This is a genomic window from Streptomyces sp. NPDC043738 (assembly GCF_056436545.1).
In genome coordinates this window covers 576305-589164 of record NZ_JBWKCJ010000001.1, presented here as the reverse complement: position 1 = coordinate 589164, position 12860 = coordinate 576305, and the positions used below count along the sequence as shown (strand labels likewise).

Here is a 12860-nt window from a genome sequence, read left to right as displayed (position 1 = left end):
GGACGGCACCGCTACGTTCGGCGACATGTCTGCTTCAGCCCTGCTCACCACGCGCGGTCATATCGACCTGGTGCGGGTGGCGTCCGCCGCGTGTCGTCGCGGCGCGTGCTGATGTCCCGACGCTGATTTTCGAGACTTCGGGCCGTCTCCGTTCTTGCCCGCCCTCCATTGCCCGCTGTTGAGTCGGCGCACGGGTTTTTGTCGCGCTGAAGTGCGTGGTGCCGGCTTTGTGCCGCCACCGGCCGGCCCTCTCCGGCGTGCTCTTCCTTCCTTTTCTCCCCACCCCCGCTTCAACGGTGATCTGCCGCCGTCGACCACGGCGCCGCGTACCTACGGAAAGGCCGAGTGAGATGTCCGTACACCTGCACTGGTTTCTGCCGACCGGCGGCGACGGGCGGACGCTCGTCGACCGGCACGCCTACACCGACGGCGGCATCCGGCGGGACCGCATCACCCCGGTGAGCGGGGTACGGGCTCCGGACATCGAGTATCTGGCCCAAATCGCCAAGGCTGCCGAGCAGTTGGGCTTCGAGGCGGTGCTCACACCGACCGGAACGTGGTGCGAGGACGCCTGGCTGACGACGGTCGCGCTCACCCAGGTCACCGAGCGGCTGAAGTTCCTGGTCGCGTTCCGGCCGGGGGTGATCTCGCCGGTACTGGCCGCGCAGATGGCCGCGACCTATCAGCGGATCTCGCGCGGGCGGCTGCTGCTGAATGTGGTCACCGGCGGTGACTCGACCGAGCAGAAGCGGTTCGGCGATCATCTCGACCACGATCGCCGATATGCCCGTACGGATGAGTTTCTGCAGGTCGTACGGGGTGTCTGGAGCGGTGAGCCATTCGACTTCCGGGGCGCGCACTATCAGGTGCAGGGCGGGCTGACGGCGCTGCCGCCGGACCCGCTGCCGCAGATCTTCTTCGGTGGGTCGTCCGCGGCCGCGGGGCCGGTCGCCGCCCGGAACGTGGATGTGTATCTGACCTGGGGCGAGCCGCCCGAGCAGGTGAAGGAGAAGATCGACTGGATCCGGGGGCTGGCGGCGGAGGAGGGGCGTACGGTCCGGTTCGGGATCCGGCTGCACACGATCTCGCGGGACTCGTCGAAGGAGGCCTGGGCGACCGCCGGGCGGCTGCTGGACGACCTGGATCCGCGGACGGTCGCGGCCGCCCAGCAGGCGCTGGGCAGGAGCGAGTCGGTGGGTCAGCAGCGGATGCTCGCGCTGCACGGCGGCTCGCGCGACCGGCTGGAGATCTCGCCCGGTCTGTGGGCGGGGGTGGGGCTGGTGCGCGGGGGCGCGGGCACGGCGCTGGTCGGCAGCCATGCCGAGGTGGCCGACCGGATCGAGGAGTACCACTCCCTGGGCGTCGAGCACTTCGTGCTGTCCGGGTATCCGCACCTGGAGGAGGCGTACTGGTTCGGTGAGGGCGTACGGCCGGAGCTCGCCGCCCGTGGTCTGCTGGAGCCCGGACCGTCGCCGCTGGCGGGCGTACCGGCCGCCGACGGCCGGCCGGCGTCCGCGCCGGGCGGTGCGCCGCTGCTGATCACCGGGGGGCGCTGAGGCGGGGCGGAACACGTGCCGGGGAGCCCGGGAAGAGATCACTCCCTCCCCCGGTTTGTAGAAGCATGAACTACACCGGGGTGCGTGCGGTCGAGGTCGTGGTGGTCGGGGCCGGGCAGGCGGGACTGGCCGCGGCCTTCCATCTGCGGCGGGCGGGGTACGAACCGGACCGGGACTTCGTGGTGCTCGATCACTCTCCGCGGCCCGGCGGTGCCTGGCAGTTCCGGTGGCCGACGCTGACGTACGACAAGGTGCACGGCATGCACGCGCTGCCGGGGATGGAGCTGACCGGCGCCGATCCGCGGCGGCCGTCGTCCGAGGTGATCGGCGCGTACTTCGACAGCTACGAGCAGGCCTTCGAGCTGCGGGTGCACCGACCGGTGAGCGTACTGGCGGTGCGCGAGGGCGAGGACGGGCGGCTGCTCGTCGAGACGTCACAGGGGCCGTATGCGGCACGGGCGCTGATCAATGCCACCGGTACGTGGGACCGGCCGTTCTGGCCGCGGTTCCCCGGGCAGGAGACGTTCGGCGGGCGGCAGTTGCACAGTTCCCAGTACGCCGGGCCGGAGGGGTTCCGCGGGGCGCGGGTCGTGGTGGTGGGCGGCGGGACCTCGGCCGTACAGCAGTTGCTGGAGATCGCTCCCGTCGCGGCGGCCACGACGTGGGTGACGCGTCGGCCGCCGGTCTTCCGCGAGGGCTCCTTCGGCGAGGCCGAGGGCCGGGCCGCGGTCGCCCTGGTCGAGGAGCGGGTCCGGCAGGGGCTGCCGCCGCGGAGCGTGGTGAGCGTGACCGGGTTGCCGATGACGGACGCGATCCGGCGGGCCCGCGAGAGCGGCGTGCTGGAGCGGCTGCCGCTCTTCGAGCGGCTCACGCCCACCGGGGCGAGCTGGACCGACGGGCGCACGGTCGAGGCCGACACGATCTTGTACGGGACCGGGTTCCGCGCCGCCATCGACCATCTCGCCCCGCTGAAGCTGCGCGAGGCGCATGGCGGGCACCCGTGCGGTGCGCGACGCACGGGTTCACCTGGTGGGTTACGGGCCGTCGGCGAGCACCATCGGCGCCAACCGGGCGGGCCGGGCCGCGGTACGGGACATCCGCCGGCTGCTGGCGCGCGAGCCGGCGGTGGCCGTCGGGTGACGGGCACGGTGGGCGGGCGCGTGCGGCACGCGAGGCGCACCGCAGGCGCCCGCCCACCGTGCCCTCACACGCCTTGCAGCCGCGCCTCGTACGACGACGCCGCGTGCTCCACGAGGCCGATCAGCACCTCCTTGCAGGACGTGCGGTCGCGGGCGTCGCACAGCACCACGGGGGTGCCGGGGTCGAGGTCCAGGGCCCCGGCCACCTCCTCGGGCCGGTGCGCCCGGGCGCCGTCGAAGCAGTTGACCGCCACCACGAACGGGATCCCGCGGTGCTCGAAGTAGTCGATGGCCGAGAAGCTGTCGGCCAGCCGTCGGGTGTCGGCCAGCACCACGGCACCGAGCGCGCCCTGCGCCAGCTCGTCCCACAGGAACCAGAAGCGGTCCTGCCCCGGGGTGCCGAACAGATACAGCGCCAGGTCGTCGTGGATGGTGATCCGGCCGAAGTCCATCGCCACGGTCGTGGTGGTCTTGTCCGGGACCCCGTCGAGCCGGTCGACCGGGCGGCCGGCCTCGGTGAGCCGTTCCTCCGTGCTGAGCGGACGGATCTCGCTGACCGAGCCGACCAGCGTCGTCTTGCCGACCCCGAACCCGCCGGCCACCAGGATCTTCAGGGCCATGAAGGAGTCGGAGCGCAGGGCGTCACAGCGCGCGGAGTCCATCGATCACTTCCTTCAAAATGTGCGCGTCGGGCAACTGGGCGGGCGGCACCGGGGGGTTGACGCGGATCAGTTCCGCCGCGAGCAGATCGCTCAGCAGCACGCGGACCACACCGAGCGGCAGTCCGGAGTCGGAGGCGATCTCGGCCACCGGGCGGGGGCGGTCACCGCACAGCGCGAGGATGGCGAGCTGCTCGGGCGAGAGCACGGGAGGGTCGCTGCCGTCGGGGCCGGGCTCCGCCTGCACCACGGCCATCAGCTCGAAGGCCGCACTGCTCGGCCGGGCCCGCCCGGCGGTCATCGCGTAGAGCCGGACCATCGGCCCCGCTTCGTCGTCGTACCAGTGCGGGGTGGAGTCGGTCATGGGCGGCCGGTCACTTCGCACCGGCCCGCTCGGGCGTGCCGAGGTGCTCACCGACCCGCTTGACGAGCCGGGCCATCTCGTAGGCGACCAGGCCGACATCGGCCTCGGCGTCGCCGAACACCCCCAGGCACGACCCGTCTCCGGCCGCCACGACGAAGAGGAAGCCGCCTTCCAGCTCGACCATGGTCTGGACGACCTGGCCGGCCGCGAAGTGCCGGCCGGCTCCCTTGGCGAGGCTGTGGAAGCCGGAGGCGATGGCGGCGAACCGCTCACTGTCGTCACGGGTCAGTCCGCTCGACGTACCGACGGGCAGACCGTCGCCGGAGAGGACCACGGCGCAGCGGATCTCCGGTATGCGGGAGACCAAGTCGTCGAGAAGCCAGTTGAGTTCACCGGAGAGGTGCGGGTGCTGTTCGGCGGTCATGGTGTCTCTTCTCCTCGGGGCGGATGCTGCTGCGCACCGTCGTGCTGCCGGTCGTCGTGCGGGGAACGGCCCTGCGGTGGCCGGCCGGTGGCGTCACGGCCACGGGTCCAGCCGGCGCGCAGGGACGCCATGGTGGCGCGGGCCTGCTCCGGGGAGCGGCGCGGCGTGGGGGTGCCCTCGGTACGGGGCACCCACTCGGGTCGCTGCTGCTGCGGGGTCCCGCGCAGCGCGGGTGCGAGGCTGGCCTGCCGGACGCGGCGAGGCAGGACGGGGTCGGGCTCCGCGGGCGCGGGGCCGGCGGTGGCGGCCTGCGCGGGAACGGCCTCCGCCGGGACGGCCTTCGGCATGGCGGGCTCCGGAGGGGCGGTCGGCGCGGGGACGGGGGCGGTGTCCGGCGCGGGCCGGAGCGGCGGGGGCGGCGGGGGCGGTGCCGGAGGGTTCGGTGGGCGCGGCGGGACGGGCGCCGACGGGGTCGGGGCCGGCGGGAGGGCGCCGCGCCGGGCGGCCGCGGGCTCCAGTGCCCGCACGACGGAGGGCCGTCGGCGGAACGGCGACCGCTCTCCCCCGTCCTGTGCCGGGTCGCCGTCGCCCTCGGCCAGCAGGGCGTCGGGCAGCAGCACCACGGCCGTGACGCCGCCGTACACCGACGGCTGCAGCGTCACCTGGACGTGCTGGCGGTGGGCGAGCCGGTTGACCACGAAGAGGCCGAGCTGCTCGGTGTCCAGGAGGTCGATCTCGTCGGCGTCCGCGATGCGGCGGTTGGCCTCCTGCAGCGCCTCCTTGCCCATGCCGAGCCCGCGGTCCTGGATCTCCAGCACGATGCCCGTGCCCACGCGTTCGGCGTGCACCCGCACCTTGGTGTGCGGCGGGGAGAACATCACCGCGTTCTCGACGAGTTCGGCCAGCAGGTGGGTGACATCGGCGACCGCGTCACCGGTCAGCCGGGCCTCGGCGACGCCGAGCACCTCCACCCGCGCGAAGTCCTCGACCTCGGCGACCGCGGCCCGCACCACGTCCAGCAGCGGAACGGGATGGCGCCAGCCGCGGCCGGGCGCGGCGCCGGAGAGGATGATCAGGCTCTCGGCGTGCCGCCGCATCCGGGTGGTGAGGTGGTCGAGCCGGAAGAGGTCCTCCAGCTCCACCGGGTCCTCGGTACGGCGTTCCATGGTGTCCAGCAGGGCGAGCTGACGGTGCAGCAGCAGCTGGCTGCGGCGGGCGAGGCTCACATAGACGCCGGAGATGCCGCTGAGCGCGGCGGCACGGTCCGCGGCGGCCCTGAGCGCGGCGCGGTGCACCGCCACCATGGCCTCGCCGACCTGGCCCACCTCGTCCCGGCCGGTGCCGCGGTCGGCTCCGGGCGGGGCGAGGGCGTCGATGTCGACGGGCTTGCCCGCGTACAGCCGCCGCAGTGACCGGGGCAGGTCGTGGCCGGCGATCCGCAGGGCGGAGTTGCGCAGTTCCTCCAGCTCCACGACGAGCCGGCGGCCGATCTTGACGGAGATGAGCAGGGAGAGCAGCACCCCGGCCAGTCCCAGGACGACGGCGAGGCCGGATCCGCCGAGGGTGTCGGGGGACAGCGGGTGGGCGTCGCGGGCCGCCTCGGTGCTCGCCGACCGCTGCGCCGCGCGCAGTTCGCGCAGGACCGTGCCGTTGGCCTGGCTCCACTGGGCGGCGGGGACGGCCGTGGCGGCGGGGGTGCCCGCGCCGGCGTGCCGTACGGCGTCCTCGGCGGCCCGCAGCGCACGGTACGCCGGTCCGTCGAGGATCCGGTGGTAGGCCGCGGCGTCCTCGGTCCGCAGGTCGTCGACCGCGGCGGCGAACAGCTCGCGCTGGGTGTGCACGGCACCGATGAAGGAGTCGAACCCGTCGGACGACATCCGTCCGGAGGCCTGTGCGGCGCCGAGCACCGCGTCCTCGCGGGCGATCGCCTCCCGGGCCCGGGCGAGTTCCAGGACGACGCGCGGCTCCGAGCTGCCGGCCGGGTTCTGCAGGCCGGTCAGGGCCCCGACGGTGGCCAGGCCGTGTTCGACGATGTCGGTGTAGCGGGCGACGGCGCGGTCCGCGGCGGGCCCGGTCGCGGTCTGCTGCGCACGCAGCGCGGAAAGCCCGTCCGCGTCGCGCATCAGCCGGTCGATCCTGCCGGGCAGATCGGCGTCGGCGCCCTCCGCGTCGGCGCTGCCCGCGTTGACGCCGTCCCGGAGGGCCGTGACGGCGGCGTCGGTGGCCCGCCGGCGGTCGTGCAGCGTCTGCTGCCGCGCGGCGCTCGGGGCGGCCAGGGCGCGGGCGGCGGCGCTTCGCTCGTCCTGTACGGCGGCGGCGAAGTCGCCGACCGGCGCCACGAGGGTGGCGTCGATCTCCTTGAGCCGGTCGAGATCGGAGACGTTCCGTGCGGAAGTGACGGTGGCGAAGGCCCACAGGGCGATGAGGGACACCACCGGGACCATCAGCAGCGCGACGATCTTCGAGCGTACGGATCGGGGCATCAGCGGGAGGGGGAAGCGAGCGCCGTAATTCCCCCTCCAATCACCGCCCTTGGGGCCGGATTCGGGGTCGGCCCCGGAAATCACCGGGAGCGTTTTCACGGTCCCGGCACCGGATGGCGGTGCACCTCGTACACCCCCGGCACGATCCGGGTTCTGTCGTACGCGCATGAATTCCTCAAAGGTCAGGGAGAAGTGGGGAGTTCGGCCTCGCGGAACGATTCGGCGGAGGCGGAGGCGGCCCGCTCCTGGGCGGTTGGCGACAGTGCGACAAAGGCCACGGTGAGGAAGAGGGAAGAGCCGAGCAGAACGGTCAGCGGAAAGATGAATTCCATCGCGGTGGCCCCGGCCAACGGCGCCCGGGTGGGCGTCAGATCGATGGTCACGGCGGCCATTCCGGTGTAGTGCATGCTGGTGACCGCCAGCCCCATCACCAGGGAGGCGATGGCCGCGCCGGCCGCGCCCCGCACGCTGAGCGCGGCCCACAGGGCGGCCGTCGCCGCGGCGACGGCGATCGCGACGGAGAGCGCGACCAGGAGCGGGTCGTAGCCGACGTTCCCGTGCAGGCGCAGGGCGGCCATGCCCAGGTAGTGCATGGCCGCGACGCCCACACCGGTGCCCAGGCCGCCGAGCAGCAGGGAGCGCAGCCGGGCGGCGCCGTGGCCGACGGTGAAGACCCCGGCGCCGACGACCACCACGGCGACCAGCAGGCTGAGCACGGTCAGCGGGACGTCGTAGCGGATCGGGCTGCCGGTGACGCCGAATCCGAGCATCGCGATGAAGTGCATGGTCCAGATGCCGGCGCCGATGGCGACGGAGGCGGTCAGCAGCCAATTGCGGCGCGAGCGGCCTTCGGCGGCCAGCGCCCTTACCGTGCAGCGCAGTCCGAGGGCGGATCCCACGCACGCCATCGCATAGGCGAGGACCGGGGATACCCAGCCCGCACTGAAGTGGTGGATGTGGCCCACGGAGTTTCCTTTCGCGTTATTCGGTTCGCGGCGATGGACGGTAGCAGGTGATCGTCTTGTGAAAATCGGACACGGCTCGCACCCGAATCCGGGCAGCACTGCGGACTTCTCGACGCACGGCTTCCTTACCGGCGAGTTCCGTGACCCCAGGGCCGGGTAAATGTCCGCCATTACCCGGCACCGGCACCTCTGATTCTCCGTCAATTCCGGAGTACGGAACCGCGCTGGAAATAGGCGATGACCTCGACAATGAGAAAGGTCACGCATATCGCGCCCGCTATGCCGCCATACGTCGGGCAGTTGCCGCAAAGTGCACATCGCCACCGGACCGAACGGTTCAGGACTCCGCCACCAGTTCGGACTTCACACGTTTACATGATCGAAAACGAACGCGAGAACGAGTGTTCACTGGAAAGCATGATCGATACCGGGAGGGGTTCCATGGGCACAACGAGTCAGGTGATGCTTACGGGGCGCAAGCGGCGGGCTGCAGACCGTCACGGCGCCTCCGGTCGATATCCCTTGCTGGGCCGGAGAGTTGGTCCCACAACGCACGACTTTCCCAAGGAGCACAAGCCAGATGAACGACATCCTCACCAACGTGATCGCCGGCATCGTCCACATCGTTGGTTGGCTCGTCTGACGGACTTCGCAGCAAAAGCAGCGCCGCCCCTCCCTGTCCCGGGAGGGGCGGCGCTCCGCGTGTCCGCGGTGCCTCAGTTCTCCAGCTTCCGCCGGGAGGTCTCGGGCAGCGTCAGATACACCACGAAGGACACCAGGCACAGCGCCGCCACGTACCAGGGGAAGAGGTCGGCGTGGCCGGCCTGCTTGAACCAGGTGCCGACATAGGGGGCGGTACCGCCGAAGAGGGCGACGGTCAGGGAGTACGGGAAGCCGATACCGGCGGCCCGCACCCGAGCGGGGAACACCTCGGCGTTCACGGCCGCGGCGATCGCGGTGTACCCGGTGAGCAGCACCATGCCCGCGCACTGCACCAGCAGCAGCGACAGGAACGCGTCGGTGACCAGGTGCAGCAGCGGCACCGCCAGGACGGCGAACCCCAGCGAGAAGCCGAGCAGCAGCGGTTTGCGGCCGATGCGGTCCGAGAGCATCCCGCCGAGCGGCTGGAGCAGCGCGAAGAAGGCGAGCGAGAGGGTGCCCACGGTCAGCGATTCGCCCTTGTCGAAGCCGGCGTTGACCTGCGCGTAGGTGGGGAGGTAGGTCGTCCAGGTGTAGTAGGCGATGGTGCCGCCCGCGGTGATGCCGCAGATCAGCAGGGACTCGCGCGGGTGGCGGCGCAGCGCCTCGAAGAGGCCGGGCCGTTCGGCGGCCCGCCGCTCGGCGCCCGGGGTCCTTCCCGCTCCGGCGGAGCTGCGGGCCTGCGGAAGGGTCTCCTGGGCACCGCGCCGGATCCACAGTCCCAGCAGGCTCAGCACCGCGCCGATGAGGAAGGCCACCCGCCAGCCCCACTGGCCCATCTCCCGCTCGGTGAGCGTGGCCGCCAGCAGCGCCGCGGTCCCGGAGGCCAGCAGCTGGCCGAGGGTCGTGGAGACGTACTGGAAGCTGGAGAACAGTCCGCGCCGCCCCGGCCCCGCCGATTCGACGAGGAAGGTCGAGGACGCCGCGAACTCACCACCCACCGACAGGCCCTGCACCAGCCGCGCGACGACCAGGACCAGGGGAGCCAGGACCCCGGTGGCCGCGTAGGTGGGCGTGACGGCGACCAGCAGGCTGCCGGCGCCCATCAGCAGGATGGTGACGGTCAGCGCGGTCCGGCGGCCGCGCCGGTCGGCGACCGCGCCCAGCAGCAGCCCGCCGACCGGCCGCATGAAGAAGCCGACCGCGAAGACGGCGAACGTCGAGAGCAGGGGCACCAGGGAGTTCCCGGTGCCTTCGGGGAAGACCTGCTCGGCGAAGTAGACCGCCAGGAAGGAGTAGGCGTACCAGTCGTACCACTCGACGGCGTTGCCGACGGAGGCGGCGGCCAGCTGCCGCAGCCGCGACGGCGCACGGGCACCGTCATCGGGTGTCCGGCCCTCGGTGATCTGCTCGGCGCTCGACATGGTCCTCCGCTCCCGGTTCTTCTCCTGGGCCTGCTGCTGGGGCAGGATGAGCCGTCAGGTGATCATGTACCGATGAGGCGGGTGTCCGCCAGAGTCCGTGGCGGTCGAAAGGAGACCGAAAGGAGATGGCAACGTGCGGGTAGCACTGTTCGTCACCTGCATCAACGACATGCTCCATCCCCGGACCGGCCAGGCGGTGGTGACCCTGCTGGAGCGGCTGGGGGTGGAAGTCGACTTCCCCGCCGAGCAGAGCTGCTGCGGGCAGCCGCAGTTCAACACCGGGTACCGGCACGCGACCGAGCCGCTGGTACGCCGCTTCGACCGGGCGTTCCGGGACTACGAGTACGTCGTCACCCCGTCCGGTTCGTGCGCGGCGATGGTGCGGGACAACTACCCGCGGATCGGGGCGAAGGCCGCGGCCGAGGGGCGCGGCCGGGAGCTGGCCCGGGCCGCGGCGCTCGCGGTGCCCAAGACCTATGAGCTGACCGAGTTCCTGGTGGATGTGCTCAAGGTCGAGGACGTCGGCGCCTATTACCCGCATACGGTCACCTACCACCCCACCTGCCACGGTCTGCGGATGCTGGGGCTGGGCGACCGGCCGCGGCGGCTGCTGGCGCAGGTCAGCGGGCTTGAGCTGCGGGAACTGCCGGGCGCCGAGGAGTGCTGCGGCTTCGGCGGCACCTTCGCGGTGAAGAATCCGGCGGTGTCGGCGGCGATGGGCGCGGACAAGGTCCGCTATGTCCTCGGCACCGGCGCCGAGGCGGTCTGCACCGTCGACAACTCCTGTCTGCTGCACATCGGCGGCACCCTCGCCCGGCAGGGCGCGGCGGTCCGCCCGGTCCATATCGCCGAGATCCTGGCCAGCACGGAAGGGAGCGTGTGGTGAGCGGCACGTATCTGGGCATGCCGGCGTTCCCCCGGGCCGCGGAGGTCTCCACCCGCGACGCCCGGCTGCGCGCCAACCTCACCCATGCCACCCGCACCATCCGCGACAAGCGGGCCGGGGCGGTGGCCGAGCTGGACGACTGGCCGCAGTTGCGGGCCGCGGGCGCCGCGGTGAAGGACCGTACGCTGCGCCGGCTCGACCACTATCTGGAGCAGCTGGAGACCGCGGTGACCGCCGCGGGCGGCCGGGTCCACTGGGCGGCGGACGCCGAGGAGGCCAACCGGATCGTCACCGGGCTGGTGCGGGACACCGGCGAGCGCGAGGTGGTCAAGGTCAAGTCGATGGCGACACAGGAGATCGGGCTGAACCAGGCGCTGGCGGCGGCCGGCATCCGGGCCTACGAGACGGATCTGGCCGAGCTGATCGTGCAGCTCGGCGACGATCTGCCGTCGCACATCCTGGTCCCGGCGATCCACCGCAACCGCTCCGAGATCCGCGACATCTTCCGTCGCGAGATGGGAAGTTGGGGGCGGCCGGCGCCCGAGGGGCTGTCCGACTCCCCCGCCGAGCTGGCGGAGGCGGCACGGCTGCATCTGCGGGAGAAGTTCCTGTCCGCCAAGGTCGGGATCTCGGGCGCGAACTTCATGGTCGCCGAGACCGGCACGCTGGTGGTCGTGGAGTCCGAGGGCAACGGACGGATGTGCCTGACCCTGCCCGAGACCCTGATCTCCGTGGTCGGCATCGAGAAGGTGGTACCGACCTGGCAGGACCTGGAGATCTTCCTCCAGCTGCTGCCGCGCTCCTCCACCGCGGAGCGGATGAACCCCTACACCTCCACCTGGACCGGCACGACGGACGGGGACGGACCGCGGACCTTCCACCTCGTACTGCTCGACAACGGGCGCACCGACACCCTGGCCGACACCGTCGGACGGCAGGCGCTGCGCTGTATCCGCTGCTCGGCCTGCCTGAACGTCTGCCCGGTGTACGAACGGGCCGGCGGGCATGCGTACGGATCGCCCTACCCGGGCCCGATCGGCGCCATCCTCACTCCCCAACTGCGCGGCGTACAAGGCCCGTTGGAGGCCTCGCTGCCGTACGCCTCCTCGCTGTGCGGGGCCTGCTACGAGGTGTGCCCGGTCGCCATCGACATCCCCGAGGTGCTGGTGCACCTGCGCGAACGGGTGGTGGAGGGCGGGCCGGTCACCCGGAGCGGCACACGGGCCGTGCTCAAACCTGCCAGGGGGCACGCCGCGGAGCGGGCCGCGATGCGCGCGGCGGCCTGGGCGTTCGACCACCCGGGCGCGCTGCGGGGCGGGATGCGGCTCGCGGCCCGCACCCGTCGGCTCCATCCACGGCGGCTGCCGGGGCCGGGCCGCGCCTGGTCCAGTACCCGCGAACTGCCGGCGGTGCCGGCCGAGTCCTTCCGCGACTGGTGGCAGCGCACCCGGGAAGCACCGCCGAACGGGTCCGCGGAGCGGGGTGGGGCCAAGTGAGCAGCCGGGACGTGGTGTTGGGGCGGGTGCGGCGGGCACTGGCGGATGTGCCGCGCGGGCAGCGGCCGGCCGGCCCCGGTGATCCGCCGGTGGTCCGCGACTACCACCGGGTGCACGGGTCCCGTACGGCCGCGCAGACCGTCGATCTGCTCGCGGAGAACCTCGCCGACTACCGGGCGATCGTGCACCGCAGCGACCCCGGGGACCTGCCGGCGCTGATCCGCCGACTGCTGGCCGAGCGGGGGGCACGGACGGTGCTGGCACCGCCGGGGCTGGAGGCGGCATGGCTGGCGGCGGCGACGTCCGCCGACTTCGGCGTCACCCTCGTCGAGGACCGCGCGAGCGACACGCCCCGCGAACTCGACGCCGTGGACAGTGTGGTGACGGGCTGTGCGGTGGCCGTCGCGGAGACCGGCACCCTCGTTCTGGACGCCGGCCCGGACCAGGGAAGACGGCGGATCACCCTGGTGCCCGACCATCACATCTGTGTCGTCCGCGCCCCGGACCAGGTCGTCGGCTCGGTGCCGGAGGCGCTGGAACGGCTGGCGCCCGGGCGCCCGCAGACCTGGATCTCCGGCCCGTCCGCCACCAGCGACATCGAGCTGGACCGGGTGGAGGGCGTGCACGGGCCGCGGACACTGGAGGTGATCCTTTTGACGGGGCACGCCCAAGCGGTCCGCTAGCGCGTGCCCGATGGGTCAGGGCCGGACAGGCCCAAGGCCCCTGCCCCTCCGTCCGGCGGACCAGGACCGGCGGACCAGGACCAACGGCCGATCGCGTCCCCGCCCTGGCGCCCGGTACCTTGCTTTCGATCATCCGACGGGC

Annotated in this window: 11 protein-coding genes and 1 pseudogene; 6 read left to right on the top strand and 6 right to left on the bottom strand. The window is 72.5% G+C overall.

Features of this window, described 5'->3' with window-relative positions; genetic code table 11:
• Window positions 1–25 precede the first annotated feature (25 nt).
• The 3 genes and pseudogenes from AC0680_RS02660 (at window position 26) to AC0680_RS02650 (ending at window position 2696) form a co-directional block, all read left to right on the top strand.
• Entirely contained in the window at window positions 26–112 is an 87-nt protein-coding gene (locus AC0680_RS02660) for a putative leader peptide (RefSeq protein ID WP_478624474.1), read from the top strand.
• 238 nt (window positions 113–350) lie between these two features.
• Entirely contained in the window at window positions 351–1556 is a 1206-nt protein-coding gene (locus AC0680_RS02655) for an LLM class flavin-dependent oxidoreductase (protein ID WP_478624315.1), read from the top strand.
• Between the two features lie 65 nt (window positions 1557–1621).
• Window positions 1622–2696, top strand: a pseudogene (locus AC0680_RS02650) (NAD(P)-binding domain-containing protein).
• A gap of 64 nt (window positions 2697–2760) precedes the next feature.
• Here the strand turns inward: AC0680_RS02650 and AC0680_RS02645 are convergent.
• The 6 genes from AC0680_RS02645 to AC0680_RS02620 all read right to left on the bottom strand — a co-directional run bounded on the left by AC0680_RS02645 (window position 2761) and on the right by AC0680_RS02620 (window position 9653).
• Window positions 2761–3357: a GTP-binding protein gene (locus tag AC0680_RS02645; protein WP_478624313.1), complete on the bottom strand. Its 597-nt coding sequence runs from the start codon at window positions 3355–3357 to the stop codon at window positions 2761–2763.
• On the bottom strand, window positions 3338–3718 hold the full coding sequence (locus AC0680_RS02640; protein ID WP_478624311.1) for a DUF742 domain-containing protein: 381 nt from the start codon (window positions 3716–3718) through the stop codon (window positions 3338–3340). Before AC0680_RS02640 ends, AC0680_RS02645 begins: the two co-directional genes overlap by 20 nt.
• 10 nt (window positions 3719–3728) lie before the next feature.
• Window positions 3729–4142, bottom strand: a complete 414-nt coding sequence (locus AC0680_RS02635) for a roadblock/LC7 domain-containing protein (RefSeq protein WP_478624309.1) — start codon at window positions 4140–4142, stop codon at window positions 3729–3731.
• Window positions 4139–6625: a sensor histidine kinase gene (locus AC0680_RS02630; RefSeq protein WP_478624307.1), complete on the bottom strand. Its 2487-nt coding sequence runs from the start codon at window positions 6623–6625 to the stop codon at window positions 4139–4141. Before AC0680_RS02630 ends, AC0680_RS02635 begins: the two co-directional genes overlap by 4 nt.
• Before the next feature lie 182 nt (window positions 6626–6807).
• On the bottom strand, window positions 6808–7590 hold the full coding sequence (locus AC0680_RS02625; protein ID WP_478624305.1) for an MHYT domain-containing protein: 783 nt from the start codon (window positions 7588–7590) through the stop codon (window positions 6808–6810).
• Between the two features lie 716 nt (window positions 7591–8306).
• Window positions 8307–9653: an MFS transporter gene (locus AC0680_RS02620; RefSeq protein ID WP_478624303.1), complete on the bottom strand. Its 1347-nt coding sequence runs from the start codon at window positions 9651–9653 to the stop codon at window positions 8307–8309.
• A gap of 133 nt (window positions 9654–9786) precedes the next feature.
• Between AC0680_RS02620 and AC0680_RS02615 the strand changes: the two genes are divergently transcribed.
• The 3 genes from AC0680_RS02615 to AC0680_RS02605 are packed head-to-tail and all read left to right on the top strand — an operon-like array spanning window position 9787 to window position 12718.
• Entirely contained in the window at window positions 9787–10539 is a 753-nt protein-coding gene (locus AC0680_RS02615; RefSeq protein WP_478624301.1) for a (Fe-S)-binding protein, read from the top strand.
• The gene (locus AC0680_RS02610; protein ID WP_478624299.1) at window positions 10536–12035 is read left to right on the top strand and encodes a lactate utilization protein B; all 1500 of its coding nucleotides are present in this window, start codon (window positions 10536–10538) and stop codon (window positions 12033–12035) included. The genes AC0680_RS02615 and AC0680_RS02610 overlap by 4 nt, the downstream gene beginning before the upstream one ends.
• Entirely contained in the window at window positions 12032–12718 is a 687-nt protein-coding gene (locus AC0680_RS02605; RefSeq protein WP_478624297.1) for a LutC/YkgG family protein, read from the top strand. Before AC0680_RS02610 ends, AC0680_RS02605 begins: the two co-directional genes overlap by 4 nt.
• Window positions 12719–12860: the final 142 nt, after the last annotated feature.